This window comes from Bradyrhizobium sp. JYMT SZCCT0428 (assembly GCF_018131075.1).
GTDB lineage: Bacteria > Pseudomonadota > Alphaproteobacteria > Rhizobiales > Xanthobacteraceae > Bradyrhizobium.
In genome coordinates this window covers 21,742-41,691 of the sequence record NZ_JAFCLS010000022.1, presented here as the reverse complement: position 1 = coordinate 41,691, position 19,950 = coordinate 21,742, and the positions used below count along the sequence as shown (strand labels likewise).

The following is a 19,950-nucleotide window of genomic DNA, read 5'->3' as shown; positions in this document are numbered from 1 at the left end:
CATTCAGGCTGGGCACGCATAGCAAAACCGGTGCATTCTGACCCGAATTAGACCGGTTCAAAATAGCCGGCAGAGCGATAGACGCGATGGGGAGCGAAAAATGGCGTTGATGGACGTTGGGCTGGACGACAAGTACCGGCTGGATGCGAAACGCATCTTTCTTTCCGGTACGCAGGCGCTGGTCCGGTTGCCGATGTTGCAGCGCGAACGCGACCGCGCACAGGGGCTCAACACCGCAGGTTTCATCTCGGGTTATCGCGGTTCCCCGCTCGGCATGTACGATCACGCGCTGTGGCGTGCGAAATCCTTCCTTAGGGAACACAACATCGAGTTCGCGCCCGGCCTCAACGAGGATCTGGCGGCGACGGCGGTGTGGGGCAGCCAGCAGGTCGGAATGTTCCCGGGCGCCAAGGTCGATGGCGTGTTCGGCATCTGGTACGGCAAGGGTCCCGGTGTCGATCGCTCGATGGACGCGCTCAAGCATGCCAACTCGGCCGGCACTTCGCCCAATGGCGGCGTGATCGCGCTGGCCGGTGACGATCATGGTTGCCAGTCCTCGACGCTGGCCCATCAGAGCGAACAGGTGTTTGCCGCAGCGCTGATGCCGGTGGTCAATCCTGCGACGCTGCAGGACTATCTCGACCTCGGGATTCTCGGCTTTGCGCTTTCGCGCTACTCGAGCTGCTGGGTCGGCTTCAAGGCGATCTCCGAGACGGTCGAAAGCTCGGCCTCGATCGTCAGCGATCCCGATCGCATCAAGATCATTATGCCAGACGATTTCGAAATGCCGCCGGGCGGGCTTGGCATCCGCTGGCCGGACGCGCCGCTGGAACAGGAGCGCAGGCTTCACGGCCCGAAGATGCAGGCGGTCGCCGCCTTCACGCGGGTCAATCGCTTCGACCGCATCGTGCTGGATTCCAAGCCGGCACGGCTCGGCATCATGGCGACCGGCAAGGCCTATCTCGACCTGCGCCAGGCGCTGGCCGATCTTGGTATCACCGACGCCGAAGCGCAGGCACTGGGACTGCGCATCTACAAGGTCGCGCTGACCTGGCCGCTGGAGGAGCACGGCGCGCGCGCCTTCGCCGAAGGCCTGCAGGACGTGCTTGTGGTCGAGGAGAAGCGCGGCTTCATCGAGGATCAGCTGCTGCGCATCCTCTATAACGTCGATGCTATGAGGCGCCCCTCGGTGGTCGGCAAGCGCGACGAGAGCGGCGCAATGCTGCTGCCAAGCGAAGGCGAACTCACGCCGACCATGGTCGCCGCCGCCGTGGTGGCGCGGCTCCGCCGGCTAGGCCATCGCAGCCCCGCGCTGGAACAGCGCTTGGCAAAACTCGAAGCGTTCGACCGGCCCGCGGAGGGCATCGGTGCTGCAAAGCTGCAGCGGACGCCGTATTTCTGCTCGGGCTGCCCGCACAACACCTCCACCAAAGTGCCTGAGGGCAGCCGCGCGATGGCCGGCATCGGCTGTCACGGCATGGCGCTCTCGGTGCCGAACCGCCGGACAGCTACGATCTCGCATATGGGCGCCGAAGGCGTCACCTGGATCGGGCAGGCGCCGTTCACCAGCGAACAGCACGTGTTCCAGAATCTCGGCGACGGCACCTACACGCATTCGGGCTTGCTGGCGCTGCGCGCGGCTTCCGCCGCCGGCGTCAACATCACCTACAAGATCCTCTACAACGACGCTGTCGCGATGACTGGCGGCCAGCCCGCCGAGGGCGGCCTGACCGTGTCGCAGATCGCGCATCAGGTTTCCGCCGAGGGCGCCAAGCGGCTTGCGATCGTCTCGGACGAACCCGAGAAATACCCCAGCAAATATTTCCCCGCAGGCGCCACCGTTCATCACCGCCGCGAACTCGACGCCGTGCAGAAGGAGCTGCGCGACGTCAAAGGCCTCTCGGTTCTGATCTACGACCAGACCTGCGCCGCCGAAAAGCGCCGCCGCCGCAAGCGCGGGCTCTATCCGGATCCGCCGAAGCGTGTCTTCATCAACGAGCGCGTCTGCGAAGGCTGCGGCGATTGCTCGGTTGCCTCCAATTGCGTCTCGGTGCAGCCGCTGGAAACCGAACTCGGCCGCAAGCGCCGGATCGACCAGTCGAACTGCAACAAGGATTTCTCCTGCATCGAAGGCTTTTGCCCAAGCTTTGTTACCGTGCATGGCGGCAAGTTGCGGAAGGCCGATCGTGCCGCGGCTGATCCGTCGGCGTTGTTCGCCGATCTGCCGCAGCCGACGCTGCCGGCGTTGGATGGCGCGTTCAACATCCTCGTCACCGGCATCGGCGGCACCGGCGTCATTACGATCGGCGCGTTGCTCGGCATGGCCGCGCATGTCGAGGGCAGGGCCTGCTCGACGCTCGACTTTACGGGATTGTCGCAGAAGAACGGGGCGGTCATGAGCCACGTCCGCATCGCGCCGTCTGCTGACGATCTCGCCAATGTCCGGATCGGGCCCGGCACCGCCAACCTCATTCTCGGCTGCGACATCGTCGTCGCCACCAGCATCCCGGCGCTGAGCCGGGCCGAGCGCGGCCTGACGCGCGCGATCGTCAACGCCGATCTGCTGCCGACCGCAAGTTTTGTCATTGATCCCGATATCGATTTCCAGGCCGGTGCGATGCGCGACTCGCTCAATGAGGCGGTGAGCGCAACCGATCTCGACATCCTCGATGCCACCGGTCTTGCCTCATCGCTGATGGGCGACAGCATCGCGACCAATTCCTTCATGCTCGGCTTTGCGTTTCAGCGCGGCGCGATTCCGCTGTCGCTGGAGGCGATCATGAAGGCGATCGAGCTCAACGGCGCGGCGATCGAGATGAACAAGCTGGCGTTCTCGTGGGGCCGGCTTGCTGCGCACGACCTGCCACGCGTGGTCAGCGCCGCGCGCTTCAAGGCGCAGGGCGCAGCACCGGTCAAGCGGACGCTGGACGAAACCATCGCTCACCGGGCTGGCTTCCTGACCGACTACCAGGACGAGGCCTATTCGAAGCGCTACCTCGCCGAGGTCGCGCGGGTGCGTGCCGCCGAAGCCAAGGCTTTGCTTGCATTCAAGGCTTCGCCCGCGGCGCACGACCTCACCGAAGCCTTTGCCAAGGGCCTGTTCAAGCTGATGGCCTACAAGGACGAGTATGAAGTGGCCCGGCTTTATTCCGACGGCGAATTTGCCAGAGCGTTGAAGGAGCAGTTCGACGGCGACGCGAGCGTCAAGGTCAGCCTGGCGCCGCCCTTGCTGGCGCGCCGCGACAAGGTGACCGGGCATTTGCGCAAGCGCGAATTCGGCGGCTGGATCCTCAAGGCGTTCGATGTCCTGACGCGCTTCAAATTCCTGCGCGGCAGCGCGTTCGATCCGTTCGGCTATACCTCCGAGCGCCGGATGGAGCGGGCACTGCCGGGCGAATATTCCGACATGATCCTCCGCCACCTCGACACAGCCAAACCGCAGGACTGGCCGCGGCTGGTGGCGCTGGCAAAAACGGCCGACCTCGTGCGCGGCTACGGCCACATCAAGGAGGCCAATGTCGAGCGCTACCGCCAGGAGTGCATGCGGCTGCAGGGCACGATCGGGCAGCCGGTGGCGCAAGCCGCGGAATAGGAGTTCCGGGCCACCGGCCGCGGATTTTTCGCGGCCGGCGTAGTTAGCGGGTAACCTTGCCGAAAATTTCGGCTGGAAAAGGCCCTGCCGGCTTCCTACATGATCTCAGTTATCGTTATTTTTAATCATTTCAGGAGGTCCTTAATGGTCCTGAAAAGTGCTTTAGCTGCAGCGGTTTGCACGGGGTTTTTGGCGTTGGCCGGCTCCGCGACGGCGGCCGAATATCGTCCGGGTGAGTTGCTCGGCCTTGAGCTTCCGAGCGCCGTTTTGTCGCCCAAGCGGATCGGGCCGGAGGCGAAATTCGCGCCGGTTCGGATCGAGGCAAGGTCGGAGGAGTCAGAGGCGGATCTGGAGTCGACCATCTGGCCCAAGCTGCCGCCACGCAAGGCGCATGTCGCCAAATCTCAAGCCGAGAAGTCCAGCGCCGAGGCGCCGCGCGCCGCAGCGCGTGCGAAACTGGCGAAGCCGCGCCACAATCCGCTCGATGCGCAGGCGCGCGATGTCAGGATTCAAACCTGGCCGTGCAAGTCCGGCGGCATCTGCAGCTGGCAGCGATAGCTCAAGGTTTTCCGATCAGAAAGAAGACAGCCACGATCAGCACGGAGAGCGTCGTGATCACGCCGAGTACGGCGGCGGCGATAGCCGGCAATTGATGGGAATCCAGCCATCGTTGCAACGCGTTGCCCATCGCTCTCCCTGACCTGATCTTGATTTGCCCCGCACCTTGCGGGCAGTCTATTCATAGCGATCTATCCCACGCAATCCAATGCCGTCCATGCGGCTTTCGTCTTCCCCGCGACACTTTACGCCTTCGGGAGCATTCAATGGAAAATCTGCAAACGCAGGGCATTGCCCTGCCGAGACTTGGGCTGGGCACCTTCCGCCTGCAGGGCGATGCCTGCCGCGCCGCGGTTGAAAGCGCGATTGCGCTGGGCTACCGGCATCTCGACACCGCGGAAATGTACGGCAACGAGGAGCCGATTGGTGCAGCGATCGCGGCCTCGCGCATCGCCCGCAAGGACCTGCATGTCACCACCAAGGTCTGGAACGAAAACCTGGCGCCGGACGCAATCCGCCGAGCCTTCGATGCTTCCTTGAAGAAACTGCGGCTCGACCAGGTCGATCTCTATCTGGTGCACTGGCCGTCGCGGAACATGAACCTGCCGGCGATGTTCGAGACCTTGATGAAGCTGAAGCAGGAAGGCCGCACCCGCGCCATCGGCGTCGCCAATTTCAACATCGCGCTCTTGAAGACCGTGGTCGAGGAGATCGAGGCTCCGATTGCCTGCAACCAGGTCGAATACCACGCGATGCTGGATCAGACCAAGCTGCGCCAATATCTCAGCGCCAAATCGATTCCGCTGGTTGCCTATTGCCCGCTGGCGCAGGGCCGCGTGGCGTCCGACGAGACGCTGACCGCGATCGGGCGCAAGCATGATGCCAGCGCCGCACAGGTGGCGCTGAAATGGTTGCTCGACCAGGACGGCGTCGCCGCGATCCCGAAGGCCTCGCGCGCCGAAAGCCAAAAGGCCAATCTCGACGCGCTGCAGGTGCGGCTCGATGACGACGATCGAAAGGCAATCGCGGCCTTGCCGAAGGACAAGCGTTGTGTAAATCCCGCCTTCGGGCCGGCGTGGGATTGAAGGCGATTCCTCCTTTTCCGTCCGCCGGAATTCAAGGTTTTTCGCTACACACGGGCTGAGGTCCAGTCCATACTGGGTGGCATCAAAGGGAGGTCTAGAAAATGCGTGAAGCTGTTATCGTTTCCTATGCACGTACGGGGCTGGCGAAGTCCGGCCGCGGCGGGTTCAATATCACCCCTCCGATGTCCATGGCGGCCCACGCCATCAAGCACGCGGTCGAGCGCGCCGGCGTCGAGAAGGATTACGTCGAGGACTGCTATCTCGGCAATTGCGCGCACGGCGCGCCCAATATCGGCCGCCAGGCGGCGCTGCTCGCCGGCATGCCAAAGTCGACGGCCGGCGTTTCGGTCAACCGCTTCTGCTCCTCGGGGCTGCAGACCATCGCGATGGCCGCCAACAGCATTCGTTCGGACGGCGCCGATTGCATCGTGGCAGGCGGCGTTGAAAGCATCTCGATTCCCGGCGGCGGCTCGCCCAAGGAATCGATCGATCCGGATCTGCTCAAGGCCGCGCCCGACATCTTCATGGCGATGATCGACACCGCCGACATCGTCGCCGAGCGCTACAAGCTCAGCCGCGAATACCAGGACGAGTACTCGCTGGAATCGCAGCGCCGCATGGCCGCAGCACAGCAGGCCAACAAGTTCAAGGACGAAATCGTCCCGATGAAGACCAGGATGAAGGTGGTCGACAAGGCGACCAAGGCGGAAAGCATCGTCGACTACACGGTCGATCGCGACGAGTGCAACCGCCCCGAGACCACCATGGAAGGCCTCGCCAAGCTCGAGCCGGTCAAGGGCCCGGGCAAATACGTCACCGCCGGCAATGCCAGCCAGCTTTCGGACGGTGCGGCGGCTGTGGTGCTGATGGAAGCCAAGGATGCCGAAAAGCGCGGCCTGCAGCCGCTCGGCCGTTTCGTTGCCTGGGCGGCGGCGGGCTGCGAGCCGGATGAGATGGGCATCGGCCCGATCTTCGCCGTGCCGAAGCTGTTGAAGCGCCATGGCCTCAAGATCGACGACATCGACATCTGGGAACTGAATGAAGCCTTCGCCAGCCAGTGTCTGTATTCGCGCGACAAGCTCGGCATCGACCCCGAGAAGTACAATGTCAACGGCGGCTCGATCGCGATCGGCCATCCCTTCGGCATGACCGGCGCGCGGCTCACCGGCCACATCCTGCAGGAGGGCCGTCGCCGCAAGGCGAAGTGGGGCGTTGTCACCATGTGCATCGGTGGCGGCCAGGGCGGCGCAGGCCTGTTCGAAATCTACAGCTGATCGGCCGTTACAGGCCGCTTCGCTGAACAAGCTTGACGATCATACGAACAAAGAAAATGGCTCCGCGAGGAGCCATTTTCCGTTGAGGCGCAAGCCTCAATAACGATCTCAATAACGATAACGCTTCTTGATCACGACCGTGTTGTGATGATGACGATGTCCGCGATGGTAGCCACGGTCACGATGCCCGCGGTATTCGGCGCGTGCACCGTGAGAGTGGTGATGGCCTTGGTGATAACCGCCGCCACGCTTGATCACAACAGTCTGTGCGCTTGCAATCGACGGCACCCCGATGATGATCGCGCCAAGCGCTGCCAAAACTAATCCAAACTTCTTCATTACTTGTCCTCTCCTCAATTGAGCGAGGATAGAACAGCGCATCGACGGGAACGTTCCGACGAAACTTGAAGAGAATTCTGAATGTCTGTTCAGCAAGGATCGGCGTATGCAATGCGTGCGTTGGTTCCGTGCGCGAGCAAGTTTCTTTAGTCCAATAAACCACGCTCGAGACCTTGCGGTTGCACGTGACCGTCCGGGACAACCGCGTCCCACGGACCGTCCAGCCGCACGGTCATCGATACCCGTCTGGGTTGATTGTGGGCATGCGCCGGCTTGCGGAAAGCCCGGTCCCGGCGCATCATCGCGGCATAAAAATCATATGGGGGAGCGATGCCATGAGCGGGTTTTCACGCCGTGATTTTCTGAGCTTGACCGGGTCAGCCGCCGTTGCCGCGATGTCCGCACCGGCTAATGCCGCGATGGGTCCGAACGACAAGTTCGACCTCGTGATCAAGGGCGGCGATGTGCTCGATCCCAGCCAGTCGTTGCGGGGAAAACGTGACATCGGCATTCGCTGGGGCGTGATCGAGGCGGTTGAAGCCGATATTCCGGCCGCACGCGCCGCGAAGACCATCGACGCCGCGGGCAAGCTGGTGACGCCGGGATTGATCGACCTGCACTCCCACGTCTACCCCTACGGCTCGGCGATCGGCATTCCCGCCGACGAATTGGTGCAGGCCCAGGCAACGACGACCGTCGTGTCGGCGGGGGACGCCGGCGTCAACAATCTCGCCGCGCTGCGCCGCTACATCGTGGCGCAATCGCGCGCGCGGATTTACGCCTTCGTCCATATCGCCAATCACGGTCTGTCGGGCTTCCCGGTCGCCGAGCTCTACAATATCGACCACGCGCAGCTCGACGCCTGCGCGATGGCGCTGGCCGAGAATCCGGATTTCCTGCTCGGCGTCAAAGTCCGGATGTCGGAGAATGTCATCGCCAGGCACGGCCTCGAACCACTGAAGCGAGCGATAAAAGCCTGCGAGATGTGCGGCTGGCCAGCCAAGATGATGGTTCATATCGGCGGCGTCGAGACCCGGGAGCTGATGTCGCAGATTCTCGATCTGCTGCGGCCGGGCGATGTGCTGACCCATGCCTATTCCGGCGCGCCGAACATCGGCGGCGTCTTCACCAACATCGTTCAGGATGGCAAGCTGTTGCCGGCAGCGCTTGCCGCCAAGCAGCGCGGCGTGATGTTCGATGTCGGCCATGGCGGCGGCAGTTTCGATTTCACGGTGGCGGAGCCTGCGATCGCGGGCGGCTGCCCGCCCGACACGATCTCGTCCGACATCCACGTCTTCTCCGGCAACTCGCCCGGCATGCCGTATCTGCCGAACGTGATGAGCAAGTTCATCCCGCTCGGATTTACGGTGGAGCAGGTGGTGGCGATGGCAACCTCGGCGCCGGCCAAGATCATCAACCGCGCACCGAAAATCGGCACGCTGCAGGTAGGCGCGCCCGGCGACGTCGCCATCATGGAACTGGTGGAGGCGCAGGTCTCGTTCGTCGATACCCGCAACAACAAGCGCGAGGGCAAGCTGTTGCTGAAACCGGTGCAGACCGTGATCAACGGCGTGCCGTTCGGGAGGCCGTATCAGGCGCCGTTCGCGGTGAGGTGAGGGGATTGCTTCGTCGCGTACGCTCCCTGGCACAAACGCTTTGCGTTTGTCGCAGGCAATGACGCGGACCGGTCATTGCGAGCCAACGGGTCGCGCAAATGCGCGCCCGATGACAGGCTCCGCGAAGCAATCCATCTCTCCACTGGTAAGGTCTTGGCCCCCTCAAGTCCGTGCCCGCTTCTCCACATTGGCGATGCGTTCGGGCACGCCGAACTCCTTGCGGCAGACTTCCGCGAGCACGGCGACGCCTTCGCGGATCTGCTCATGGGAGGGGCTGGCAAAGCACAGGCGCAAGCGGCTGCCGGCATAGGACTTGTCGGTCGACCATTCCGGCCCCGGGTTGATGGCGACGCCGGCGGCCAACGCTGCCTGATACAGTTTCAGCGTATCGACATTGTCGGGGAGTTTGACCCACAGGAAGATGCCACCCTTGGGATCCTCGAACTCGGCTGATGTGCCGAACTGCTCGTTGAGCGCCTCCATCAGCGTGTCGAGCTTGGCGCGCAGGCCGCGTGTCAGCTTCGGCACATGGGTTGCGAAATGCGGTGCGCAGTATTCCGCCAGCACCATCTGCTCCAGCGCGCCACTTCCGGCATCGGTCTTGAGCGCCAGCATCCGCGACATCATCTCCCAGGGCGCGACGATGAAGCCGACCCGCAGCGCGGGAGCGATCGATTTGGAGAAGGAGCCGATATGGATGACGCCGCCTTGCTTGCTCATCGCATAGATCGCGGGCGGGCGCTGGCCGTTCCAGATTAGGTCGGCGTAGCAATCGTCCTCGAAGATCGGCACGCCGTATTCCTGCGACAGTTTTATCATTTCGGCGCGCCGCGCCTCCGGCAGGATCGAGCCGGTCGGGTTCTGCACGGTCGGGATGGTGTAGATGTATTTCGGCATGATGCCGCGGCGCTTGTGGTCGGCCAGAGCAGCCGCCAGCGCATCCATCCGCATGCCCTCGTCGTCGAGAGGAATGCCGACCGTCTTGACGCCGAGCCGGGTCAGCCGGCTCAGCGAGCCCTGATAGGTCTCCTGTTCGATCAGCACGGTATCGCCGCGCGCCAACAGCGTCGCGTTGACGAGGTCGAGCGCCTGCAGCGAACCGGAGACGATCATGACATCGTCGGCGGCGCAGCCGATGCCGGCATCGCGCTTGAGCTTTTTGGTGAGGAATTCGCGCAAGGGGCGGTAGCCCTGCGGGCCGCTGGCGAGGCCGTAGGTCGCGAGCGTCTTGCCCTCGCGCTGGAGCACGGCGGTGAGTGCCTCGATCAGGCCATCGACCGGCACCTGGTCGGGATCATTGTTGCCGCCGACGAAACTGTATTTGGCCAGACCCGTCCACCGCGCCGCCGGCGCCGGCAATCCGGCCGGCAGCAATGGTGCGAAATCGAAAATTGATGCGGTAGACATTGGACATTCACTCCCGTTTTGTTTTTCATTGAGAAGGCCGCTGGCGCGGCCCTCCGGTATTCTGGTTTAGTTCTTGCCGATGATCTTAATCGCTCGCCGCTGGGGGATGAAAGCGGAATGTCTGCTATCGATGCTGCCCAATATGGCGGGGGTGCCTGCGGGGTTCGCCGTCAGGAACCCTTCCAAATTTTGCCGGGTGCTGCCGGCCGCCTGCGCCCGAGCATCCGGCGTGTAAAGGATCGACAGGCAGGCAAGAATCGCTAGAAAGAGACCTGTTGGGCGGATGTGACACATTGCTCGTTTGACCGTTGCGCCCCTGCCTCTAGGTTGCAATGAGGAAAAGTCAGGAAATATGCACGAGCTTATCGGCGATATCACTTTATGCATCCTGTTTGCCTGGGTGCTAGGCTTGCTGGCGCATTTTACCCGGCAACCGCTGATCCTCGCCTACCTTATCGCCGGGTTTGTCATCGGTCCATTCGGCATGAAATGGGTCCACTCCAAGGACTCGATTCACGTCATCTCCGAACTCGGCCTGATCTTCATGCTGTTCATGATCGGGCTGGAAATCGACCTGAAAAAGATCGTGCGCGCCGGCAAGGTCATCCTGTTTGCCGCGGGCGGGCAATTGGTCGGCGGCTGCCTGCTCGGGATCCTGTTCTTCTGGGGGATCGGACTGTCGATGGGGGCCGGCCGTTTCGACGCGCTCTATCTGTGCGTCGCCTGCGCGCTCTCCAGTACCGTCATCATCGTCAAGGTGCTGTATGAGAAGCGTGAGCTCGATACGCTGCCCGGCCGCATCACGCTCGGCGTATTGGTGCTGCAGGATATCTTCGCGATCCTGTTCCTCGCCGTGCAGCCGAGCCTCGACAATCTCCAGGTCAGCGTGATCCTGATCTCGATCGGCCGGGTCGGCGTGCTGGTCGCGACCGCGTTGGTGCTCAGCCGGTATCTGCTGCCAAGACTTTTTCACCAGATAGCGCGGCGGCCGGAGTTGATCCTGCTCGGCGCCCTGGCCTGGTGTTTCCTGATCGGCGAGATCGCCGAGCGGTTGCATCTGTCGCGCGAAATGGGTTCGCTGGTCGCCGGTGTCTCGCTCTCGACATTCCCCTATGCGCTCGACGTCACCGCCAAGGTGACGACGCTGCGGGACTTCTTCATCACGCTGTTCTTCGTGGCCTTGGGCATGACCATTCCCATTCCGGGCGCGTCGGTGATTTGGCTGGCGCTGTTGATTGCCGCCTTCACCGTCGTGAGCCGCCTGGTGACGACATTTGTGCCGCTCTATCTGATGAAGCAGGGTCTGCGCGCCAGCCTGTTGCCGGCGATCAATCTGGCGCAGATCTCGGAGTTTTCGCTGGTCGTGATTCAGACCGGTGTCGTCGCGAACCATATCAGCACCGAAACGTCGAGTGCGGCGTCGTTCGCGTTCGTCATTTTGGCCGTGATCAGCACCTTCGTGATGGGCAAGAGCGATGAGATCACGCGAGCTCTGATCGGTCCCATGAAGAAGATCGGCCTGCGCGATCTCGATCACGGCCAGGGCGAGGCCGCACATGAGGGCGGCCACGAGGCACGCCGCATCGTCATTCTCGGCTTCTTCCGCGCCGCGAGCGCGCTGCTCGCCGAAATCGAGCGGCAGAATCCGCTCGTGCTCGAACAGATCACCGTGATCGATTTCAATCCCAATGTGTTCCGGACGCTGGCCGATCGCGGCCTGCACGTGATCTATGGCGATATCAGCAATGTCGATACGCTGCTCCATGCCGGTATCGGCAAGTCGGAGCTGATCATCCTGAGCGTGCCGGATTCGCTTCTGAAGGGCGCCAACAACGAGAAACTGGTCCGGCACGTCCGTACCCTCAACCCGTCAGCCAAGATCGTCGCGACCGCGGATATGCTGCGCGACGTCAATGATCTCTACGCAGCCGGCGCCGATTACGTGACCGTAACGCGGGTCAGCGACGCCCACGAACTCTACACCGTGATCGAGGCGGCGCAGGCGGGATTGCTGGAAGAAAAGCGCGCCGAAATGGACACGCTGCTCGCCGAGCGCAAGGAAGTGCTGCCGTAAGGCCTTCTCGCAAGTCGGAAAGGGCGATGTGGACGTGTGACGTCACGCACGCATTGGCTTGAACCGGATTTGATGCAGCCGACACTGAAGACCGTACGGCGACGCCATTTCCCTGGCGGCCAAATCTTTGGCAGCAAAGCAATTTCAATCGGTATGCGGTTATCAGTATCGTCATCAAATAACGCTCGTGCATCGAGCCCGGCGTCCTCGTCGTCCACGCTGTTCGGTTGCCTGCTGGCGGGAACGTCTGCGATACTGTTTCAGCTGACGCTCGGCACGCTTGTCGTTGCGTACACGCCGGTAGTGCCGTGGATTGTCGGGGTGTTCCTGCTCGGTCTGCCGCTGGCCATTGGCGTCACGCGATCCCGGCCCGGCCTGTTCATGCCTGCGGTCGCGATCATGACGTTGACGGGCGTGTCGCCGGTCTTTGTCGTGGATGCTCCCTTGTGGGGCCGTACCGTCAATCTGCGTCTGGTCGACGATATTCCTGAAGGTGTCGGCGTTGCCGGCTACACCGCGCCGCGCTGGCGCGTTGCAGGCGAGTTCGCAAGCGAGGCGCGCTTGAGCGGCGGCCGCGGCAGCAAGAGTTACGGCACCCGCCGTCTTGCGCCGCTGGTCGGCGACGGCTGGAGACCGGAGCTTCCCGTCGAAGTCTGGGTCGCAGGCGAAATAAGGGATTCCGGACGCATTCTCGCCTCGCATCCGCAATTCTGGAACGAACCCGGCGGCGAATATGTCCGGTTCGTCGGCGTTGCCGTATCCGGCACGCAGATCATCGCGCGCGATGCGGCCAACAAATTCGGCCTCAAGACCCTGGATGAGCCGCTCATCGTGACGCGCGCCCCCTCGGTTGCAGGCGCCCTTGCAGAGCAATACCGGGCCATCGCGCGGATCGCAGCCGTGCCCTTGCTGGGCTGGGCCTTCTGTATCCTCGTTGCTGGAGGCTTCTCCAAATGGCGCGAGCAGCGACGGCGGTGAGCTACAGGCTGCTTTCCTGCGCCATCGCGCCCGCAAACGCCGCACGGCGGCGGGCGATGAATCCCGCAATCAGGATCAAAGCCACCAGCAGCCACACCGTGAGCGCGATCGGGCTCTCGACATAGATCCAGGGATCGCCCTGGCTGAGGAACAGCGCCTCGCGAAAGTGTTTTTCGATGTTGGGGCCGAGGATCAGGCCGACCACCAACGGCGCGAGCTGGAATTTCATCTTGTTGAAGGCATAGCCGACGACACCGGCCGCGAGCAGCACCCAGACGTCGAAGATGCTGTTACGGACGCTGTAGGTGCCGATCACCGACACCACCAGCAGCAGCGGAATGAACAGGTAATGCGGAATCCGCAGCAGGCTGACCCAGACGCCGACCATCGGGATGTTCAGCGCCAGCAGCATGACGTTGCCGATATAGGCCGACGCGATCAGGCCCCAGAAGATTTCCGGATGCTGGGTGATCAGCAGCGGCCCGGGCTGGATGCCCTGCACCAGCATCGCCGAGATCATCAGGGCGGCAATCGGCGTGAAGGGGATGCCGAGCGCCAGCAGCGGCACCAGCGAGGCTGTTGCGGCGGAGTTGTTGGCGGCCTCGGGCCCGGCGACGCCTTCAATGGCGCCGCTGCCGATCTCGCTGCCATGTTTCGAGGTTGCCTTCTCCAGCCGGTAGGAGGCAAACGAGGCCAGCGTCGCCGCCGGTCCCGGCACCAGGCCGAACAAAAACCCCAAAAACGTCCCGCGCAACCAGGAGGGCACCGCGCGCTTCCATTCGGTGCGAGTCGGCAACAGGTCGCGCATGGCAACGGATTCCGGCCGGTTCGCGGCGTGGATCCGGTCCTCGACCAGCAGCATCAGCTCGGCAAAGCCGTAGAGCCCGACCACGACCGGAACCAGCGAGACGCCTTCGGCGAGCTCGGGAAGGCCGAAGGTGAACCGGGTTTCGCCGGTGACGGCCTCCTGACCGATGGTGCCCAGCATCAGCCCGAGCGTCATCGGCAGCAGCGCCGAGGCCAGCGTGCCGCCTGATATCCGCGACATCACGATCAGCCCGCCGGCGGTGAGGGCGAAGAATTCCGCAGGGCCAAACAGGATCGCGACCTTGGCGAGCAGCGAGGAGAACATCATGACGCCGATGACGGCCAGCGTGCCGCCGACAAACGAGCCGACCGCGACGATGGTCAGCGTTGCGCCGGCGCGGCCCTTCTTGGCGAGCTGATAGCCGTCGATCGCGGTGACCACGGAAGCGGATTCGCCGGGGATGTTGAGCAGGATCGCGGTGGTCGAGCCGCCATACATCGAGCCATAGAAGATGCCGGCCATCATGATCAGGCCCGCGGTCGGGTCGAGCGAGAAGGTCAGCGGCAGGATCAGCGCGACGCCGGCGACGGGTCCAAGCCCCGGCAGCACGCCGATCGCAGTGCCCGCAAACGCACCGGCAAAGGCGGCGAGCAGATTGCCCGGCGTTGCGGCAATGGAGAGGCCGTACAGCAGGCCCTGGAGGGAGTTCATGTCATGCCCGCTCTCAGAACAGCCATTGCTTGAACACACCCGCCGGCATCTGCACTTTCAGAAGCCGCACGAAAAACACCTCGAAAACCACCGCGATCACGACGGCGTAGATCGCGAGACGCACGATCGACCTGTTGGGATCGTCCGAGAGCAGCCACATGCTCGCCAGCAAAAACAGCGCCGAGGCGATCATGTTGCCGAGAACGGGCATCACCACGAAATAGATTGCGAATGCCGCAAGCACCGAAAGCAGCCGGCGCAGGTCAGCGCCATCAGGCAGCGTAAAGGTGGCCGGCATCGGATCGTTGGCACCGCCGTGCCTTTCAAGCAGCACCGAGATCGCCGAGAGCGCCATCAGCGCGGCCACCGCGATCGGGAAGATCGCGGCTCCCGGCTTGTGCCATCGCCCGAACGACAGCGTCTGCCAGGCGTCAAACGCGTAAGTCCCGGCCAGCAGCAGCGCGAGCAGGCCGGCGAACCGCCGCGCCCGCGGCAGCCCGAAGCTTCGCGCCGGCGTCACTTGTCGTCGTCCAGAAACTTGACGACCTCGCGGAACTTCTGGTCGTAGCCGGCGAGCTCCTTCTTCATATCGTCGCCAATCTTGGGATCGGACGTGTAGCCGTTGGCTTTCAGGAAGCTCTTGAATTCGTCGCTCTCGACGATGGTCTTCGATACCGCAAGCAGCTTGTCGAGGATCGGCTTCGGCAATCCATTCGGGGCGATCACGTAATAGCCGACCGGGAAGGTATCCTTCCACGGCGTTTCGCCGATCGGCTTGGCGTCCGGCAGCAAGTCGTATTTGCCGTCCTGGAACACCGCCAGCACGCGCAGCTTGCCGGCATCGATCTGTCCCTTCATGCCCGGCGCAAAGCCGGCGGTTCCGTCGACGCGGCCACCGAGCGCGGCCAGCGTCGCCTCGCCGCCACCGCCGGTAAACGGCACCGTGACGATGCGCAGGCCGGAAAGCTTGTTCAGTTGCTGGATCGCGATGTCGTTGACCGAGCGCAGGCCGGAGACCGAAACCTTCAGCTTGCGCGGGTTGGCCTTGGCGTCGGCCAGAAACTCATCGAGGTTCTTCCAGCGCGATTCCGCCGGTACCGCGAGGATAACAGGCAGATCGGACAGTTTGGCGATCGACTGGTAGTCATCGGCCGATTTCCAGGCCAACCCCTTCATTTCGAGGGGTTGGTAGGCCAGCGACGAACTGGAGCCGAGCCCGATCGTGTAGCCGTCCGGCTTGGCGCGGATGACCGCGCCCGTGCCGATGGTCGCGGAGGCGCCCGGCTTGTTCTCGACGATTACCTTGACCTTGAGTTGTTTCTCCAGGAGCTCGGAATATTTGCGGCTGATCGGGTCGGTCGAGCCGCCCGGCGCGTACGGCACATAGAAGGTGATTTCGCGGGTCGGCCATTCGTCGGCGGCGGGCGCGGGCTGCGATAGGCCCGCGACCCCGGCCATCAGGGCGAACCCCGCCCATGCCATCAGGTGGAAATTCAAGCGAAAACGCATATGTCTCTTCCCCGAATGGTGCTTCTTGTTTTTATGGGTGCGACCATGGCGATTGAAGCCGGACCCCGTCAATGGTTTCCTGCATGGCGATTTCGTACAGCGAAACGTCGCAGGCGACGTTCTGCCCTGCGTATTGATGCTGGCGCGGGCCCATGAGTCCGGCTAATGCACTCCCTGTCCAAAGCGAGAATTTGAGAAAATGGCCGACACGATCCAGGAAGTTCTGCAAGCCTTTGCCAACGGCGAACTCGTCGTCGTCACCGATGATGACGACCGGGAGGGTGAGGGCGATTTGATCGTCGCCGCCTCGCTCTGCACCGCGGAGAAAATGGCGTTCATCATCCGCCATACCTCGGGCATCGTCTGCGCGCCGATCACGCAGGAAGACGCGCGCCGGTTCCGGCTCGATCCGATGGTCGCGCATAATGATTCCAACCACACCACTGCCTTCACGGTCTCGATCGACTACAAGCCCGATGGCGGCACCGGAATTTCGGCGGACGAGCGCGCCTCCTGCTGCCGTGCGCTGGCCAACCCGAATGCCGGCGCCAGTGATTTTGCGCGGCCCGGTCATATCTTTCCGCTGATCGCCCGCGACGGCGGCGTGCTGCTGCGCTCCGGCCATACCGAGGCCGCGGTCGATCTCTGCAAGCTCTCGGGCCTGCCGCCGGTCGGCGTCATCTCCGAGTTGATGAACGATGACGGCACGGTGATGAAGGGCGTGCAGGTCGCAAAATTCGCCGCCACCCACAAGCTCAAGCACGTCACGATCGCTGACATGATCGCCTACCGCCAGGCGCGCGAGAAGCTGATCGAGCGGGTCGCGACCTTTACGACGGATAGCCCGATCGGGCCGCTGCAGGGCTATGCCTACCGTTCGCCGTTCGATGAGATCGCGCATGCCGCCTTCGTCTATAACGGCATCGGCGACGGCAAAAACGTGCTGACGCGGCTGCACAAGCCCAACATCGTCAAGGATCTGTTCACCGGCCAGGCGCGCATGCAGATCGTGCTGAACCATTTCAAGCAGGCCGGACGCGGTGTGCTGGTGTATTTGCGCGATGGCGCCGCCGGCGTTCCGGTCGAGCCGGTCGGCGAACAGAAATCCGCCGAGGCCGATCGTAACCGGCAATGGCGTGAAGTCGGCGTCGGTGCGCAAATATTGCGCGATCTCGGTATCACTTCGATCCGGCATCTGACGTCGTCGGTACACGACTACAAGGGATTGTCCGGTTTCGGGATCGAGATCGTCTCCAACGAACGGCTTGAGGGCTGAACGTTGTCATTCCGGGGCGATGCGTAGCATCGAGCCCGGAATCTCGAGATTCCGGGTTCGCGCTGCGCGCGCCCCCAGATGCGTAATTGCGCATCGGGGAATGACGTGAAAGGCCCAATTCAATTGCGCTTCGGACGATAGCGCACTAATTTGGCCGCCAATTCCAATCAGGACAGCGATGCGAAAGGGATTTTTATGAGCGTGCGCCCTCAGTCCAAGGACAAACCGACATCGGCGGGTTTCCAGTGGGACGATCCGTTCCTGCTCGACGAGCAGCTTACCGAAGACGAACGCATGATCCGCGACACCGCGCGTGCCTATGCGCAGGACAAGCTGCTGCCGCGCGTCACCAAGGCCTATCTCGAGGAAAAGACCGATCGCGAGATTTTCAACGAGATGGGCGAACTCGGCCTGATCGGCATCACGCTGCCGGAAGAATATGGCTGCGCCAGTGCAAGCTATGTCGCCTATGGCCTTGTGGCGCGTGAAATCGAGCGCGTCGATTCCGGCTATCGTTCGATGAACTCCGTGCAGTCCTCGCTGGTGATGCACCCGATCTTCGCCTATGGCGACGACAGCCAGCGCAAGAAATATCTGCCCAAGCTCGCGACCGGCGAATGGGTCGGCTGCTTCGGCCTGACCGAGCCGGATGCCGGCTCCGATCCCGGCGGCATGAAGACCCGCGCCGAGAAGGTCTCCGACGGCTACCGGCTGACCGGCAGCAAGATGTGGATTTCCAACGCGCCGATCGCCGACGTCTTTGTCGTCTGGGCAAAATCGGCCGCGCATGACAATCAGATCCGCGGCTTCATCCTGGAAAAGGGCATGAAAGGCCTGTCGGCGCCGAAAATCGGCGGCAAGCTTTCGCTGCGTGCCTCGATCACCGGCGAGATCGTGATGGACGGCGTGGTGGTGCCGGAGAGCGCGCTGCTACCCAACGTGTCCGGTCTGAAGGGGCCGTTCGGCTGCCTCAACCGCGCCCGCTACGGCATCTCCTGGGGCGTGATGGGCGCCGCTGAAGACTGCATGGCGCGCGCGCGGCAATACACGCTCGAGCGCAAGCAGTTTGGCCGGCCGCTGGCGGCAACCCAGCTGGTGCAGAAGAAGCTCGCCGACATGCAGACCGAGATATCGCTGGGCCTGCAGGCCTCCTTGCGCGTCGGCCGCCTGATGGACGAGGGCAAGGTGGCGCCGGAGATGATCTCGATCGTCAAGCGCAACAATTGCGGCAAGGCGCTCGACATCGCGCGCGTCGCCCGCGACATGCACGGCGGCAACGGCATCCAGATCGAATATCACGTGATGCGCCACTCTTCGAACCTGGAAACCGTCAACACCTATGAAGGCGCCCACGACGTCCACGCCCTGATCCTGGGCCGCGCGATCACGGGCATCCAGGCGTTTTCGTAAAGGCAAACTCTATCCAATCGTCATGGCCGGGCAGAAGCGCGAAGCGCGTCTTCGCGCCAGATGTCCCGGCCATCCACGTCTTGGACGCCGCGAGAAGAAAGACGTGGATGCCCGGGACAAGCCCGGGCATGACGGAGCAAGAACCCCACGCTGCGAGCATTCCTGCATGGCCGAAACCGAAGACGAAACCATCCCGTTCAACCGCGACTTCCCGCTTCAGCCGGGCGTCGTCGACGAAGCCCGCCCGGGCGTGCGGCGGGTGCTCTGCAACAATCCGAGCCCCTTCACCTTCACCGGCACGGTCAGTTACATCGTGGGCAAGGGCAAGGTCGCGATCATCGATCCCGGCCCGAACAATGAGGCGCATGCGAAGGCGCTGCTGGACGCCGTGCGCGGCGAAACCGTGACGCATATCCTGGTCACCCACACCCACAACGACCATTCGCCGAACACTGCGCGGATCAAGGCCGCGACCGGCGCGCCGGTCTACGCCGAGGGGCCGCACCGCGCCTCGCGGCCGCGCTTCGAGAGCGAGAAGCACAATCCGGAATCGGGCGCCGACCGCAACTTCCGGCCGGACATCGAGGTCAAGAACGGCGACACCATCGAAGGTTCCGGCTGGGCGCTGGAAGCGGTGGCAACCCCCGGCCACACCGCCAATCATCTGGCGTTCGCCTGGCCCGAGCGAAAGATCAGTTTCGTCGGCGACCATGTGATGGGCTGGTCGACCTCGATCGTGGCCCCGCCTGATGGCTCGATGATCGACTACATGGATTCGCTGGCGCGGCTGGAGAGCCGCCCGGAGGATCTGTATTTCTCGGGCCATGGGCCGGAAATTCCGGAAGGCCCGCGCTTTGTGCGTTTCCTGACCCGGCACCGCCGCGCGCGCGAGGCCTCGATCCTGCATCGCCTTGCCAAGGGCGAGACCGACATCGCGACCATGGTGCGTGCGATCTATATCGGCCTCGATCCGCGGCTGAGCGGTGCAGCCGGCTATTCGGTGCTGGCGCATCTGGAAGATCTGGTGTCGCGCGGCATCGTGGCGACCGACGGCGATCCCGTGATCGGCGGGACCTATCGGATGGCGTAGGGCGGTCCATTCGTCCGTCATTCCGGGGCGTGCAAAGCACGAATCTCGAGATTCCCCGACGTGCATTGCTGTCCGCCACGACCGAGAAGCATCCAGTCAATCAACACTCGGGCTACGTCAATGACTCTCGCTCTGCGCGCGGGAGAGAAGAATCGCGAACCGGTGAGGGGTCTGTCTCGCTCGGAGACAGACCCCTCAACCGCCTCTCTCGGGAAGCGAGAGG

16 protein-coding genes are annotated in these 19,950 nt (G+C 63.2%); 10 read left to right on the top strand and 6 right to left on the bottom strand.

All coding sequences use genetic code 11. From position 1 onward, the window contains the following. Nucleotides 1-100: 100 nt before the first annotated feature. Together JQ575_RS22660 and JQ575_RS22655 are read left to right on the top strand one after the other, a co-directional pair. Complete coding sequence (locus tag JQ575_RS22660) at nucleotides 101-3,592, top strand: indolepyruvate ferredoxin oxidoreductase family protein (protein WP_212035376.1); 3,492 nt, start codon at nucleotides 101-103, stop codon at nucleotides 3,590-3,592. A 144-nt stretch (nucleotides 3,593-3,736) separates the two neighbouring features. Next, nucleotides 3,737-4,150 (top strand): hypothetical protein, encoded by a 414-nt coding sequence (locus tag JQ575_RS22655; RefSeq protein ID WP_212035375.1) that lies wholly within the window; start codon nucleotides 3,737-3,739, stop codon nucleotides 4,148-4,150. A 1-nt stretch (nucleotide 4,151) separates the two neighbouring features. Here JQ575_RS22655 and JQ575_RS45765 read toward each other — a convergent pair whose 3' ends face one another. Beyond that, nucleotides 4,152-4,280, bottom strand: coding sequence for a hypothetical protein (locus tag JQ575_RS45765; protein ID WP_283813476.1), 129 nt, complete (start codon nucleotides 4,278-4,280; stop codon nucleotides 4,152-4,154). Between the two features lie 136 nt (nucleotides 4,281-4,416). Here JQ575_RS45765 and JQ575_RS22650 point away from each other — a divergent pair, with 136 nt between their 5' ends. Together JQ575_RS22650 and JQ575_RS22645 are read left to right on the top strand one after the other, a co-directional pair. Then, nucleotides 4,417-5,235: an aldo/keto reductase gene (locus JQ575_RS22650; protein ID WP_212035374.1), complete on the top strand. Its 819-nt coding sequence runs from the start codon at nucleotides 4,417-4,419 to the stop codon at nucleotides 5,233-5,235. 101 nt (nucleotides 5,236-5,336) lie between these two features. Then, a complete protein-coding gene (locus JQ575_RS22645) occupies nucleotides 5,337-6,509 on the top strand; it encodes an acetyl-CoA C-acyltransferase (protein ID WP_212035373.1) in 1,173 nt (390 codons plus the stop codon). 108 nt (nucleotides 6,510-6,617) lie between these two features. Here JQ575_RS22645 and JQ575_RS22640 read toward each other — a convergent pair whose 3' ends face one another. Continuing rightward, on the bottom strand, nucleotides 6,618-6,848 hold the full coding sequence (locus JQ575_RS22640) for a hypothetical protein (RefSeq protein WP_212035372.1): 231 nt from the start codon (nucleotides 6,846-6,848) through the stop codon (nucleotides 6,618-6,620). 335 nt (nucleotides 6,849-7,183) lie between these two features. Here JQ575_RS22640 and JQ575_RS22635 point away from each other — a divergent pair, with 335 nt between their 5' ends. After that, nucleotides 7,184-8,464 (top strand): amidohydrolase family protein, encoded by a 1,281-nt coding sequence (locus tag JQ575_RS22635; protein WP_212035371.1) that lies wholly within the window; start codon nucleotides 7,184-7,186, stop codon nucleotides 8,462-8,464. 162 nt (nucleotides 8,465-8,626) lie between these two features. Here JQ575_RS22635 and JQ575_RS22630 read toward each other — a convergent pair whose 3' ends face one another. Next, nucleotides 8,627-9,871 carry a PLP-dependent aminotransferase family protein gene (locus JQ575_RS22630; protein ID WP_212035370.1) on the bottom strand — a complete coding sequence of 415 codons (1,245 nt, stop codon included), beginning with the start codon at nucleotides 9,869-9,871 and terminating at the stop codon, nucleotides 8,627-8,629. A 352-nt stretch (nucleotides 9,872-10,223) separates the two neighbouring features. On the opposite strand from JQ575_RS22630, the gene JQ575_RS22625 reads away from it, so the two are divergent. After that, a complete protein-coding gene (locus JQ575_RS22625) occupies nucleotides 10,224-11,945 on the top strand; it encodes a cation:proton antiporter (protein ID WP_212035369.1) in 1,722 nt (573 codons plus the stop codon). Between the two features lie 153 nt (nucleotides 11,946-12,098). Continuing rightward, the gene (locus JQ575_RS22620) at nucleotides 12,099-12,923 is read left to right on the top strand and encodes a hypothetical protein (RefSeq protein ID WP_212035368.1); all 825 of its coding nucleotides are present in this window, start codon (nucleotides 12,099-12,101) and stop codon (nucleotides 12,921-12,923) included. 1 nt (nucleotide 12,924) lies between these two features. On the opposite strand, the gene JQ575_RS22615 is transcribed toward JQ575_RS22620, so the two are convergent. Genes JQ575_RS22615 through JQ575_RS22605 form a run of 3 tightly spaced genes read right to left on the bottom strand, consistent with a single transcriptional unit; the run spans nucleotide 12,925 to nucleotide 15,951 of the window. Continuing rightward, complete coding sequence (locus JQ575_RS22615; RefSeq protein ID WP_212035367.1) at nucleotides 12,925-14,442, bottom strand: tripartite tricarboxylate transporter permease; 1,518 nt, start codon at nucleotides 14,440-14,442, stop codon at nucleotides 12,925-12,927. 13 nt (nucleotides 14,443-14,455) lie between these two features. After that, nucleotides 14,456-14,962, bottom strand: coding sequence for a tripartite tricarboxylate transporter TctB family protein (locus JQ575_RS22610; RefSeq protein ID WP_212035366.1), 507 nt, complete (start codon nucleotides 14,960-14,962; stop codon nucleotides 14,456-14,458). Beyond that, nucleotides 14,959-15,951 carry a tripartite tricarboxylate transporter substrate binding protein gene (locus JQ575_RS22605; protein ID WP_212035365.1) on the bottom strand — a complete coding sequence of 331 codons (993 nt, stop codon included), beginning with the start codon at nucleotides 15,949-15,951 and terminating at the stop codon, nucleotides 14,959-14,961. Before JQ575_RS22605 ends, JQ575_RS22610 begins: the two co-directional genes overlap by 4 nt. Before the next feature lie 199 nt (nucleotides 15,952-16,150). On the opposite strand from JQ575_RS22605, the gene ribB reads away from it, so the two are divergent. From ribB to JQ575_RS22590, 3 genes are all read left to right on the top strand, one after another. Continuing rightward, nucleotides 16,151-17,227 (top strand): 3,4-dihydroxy-2-butanone-4-phosphate synthase, encoded by a 1,077-nt coding sequence (gene ribB / locus JQ575_RS22600; RefSeq protein WP_212035364.1) that lies wholly within the window; start codon nucleotides 16,151-16,153, stop codon nucleotides 17,225-17,227. A gap of 195 nt (nucleotides 17,228-17,422) precedes the next feature. Then, nucleotides 17,423-18,637 (top strand): acyl-CoA dehydrogenase, encoded by a 1,215-nt coding sequence (locus tag JQ575_RS22595; protein ID WP_212035363.1) that lies wholly within the window; start codon nucleotides 17,423-17,425, stop codon nucleotides 18,635-18,637. Between the two features lie 166 nt (nucleotides 18,638-18,803). Continuing rightward, nucleotides 18,804-19,727, top strand: coding sequence for an MBL fold metallo-hydrolase (locus JQ575_RS22590; RefSeq protein WP_212035362.1), 924 nt, complete (start codon nucleotides 18,804-18,806; stop codon nucleotides 19,725-19,727). Nucleotides 19,728-19,950: the final 223 nt, after the last annotated feature.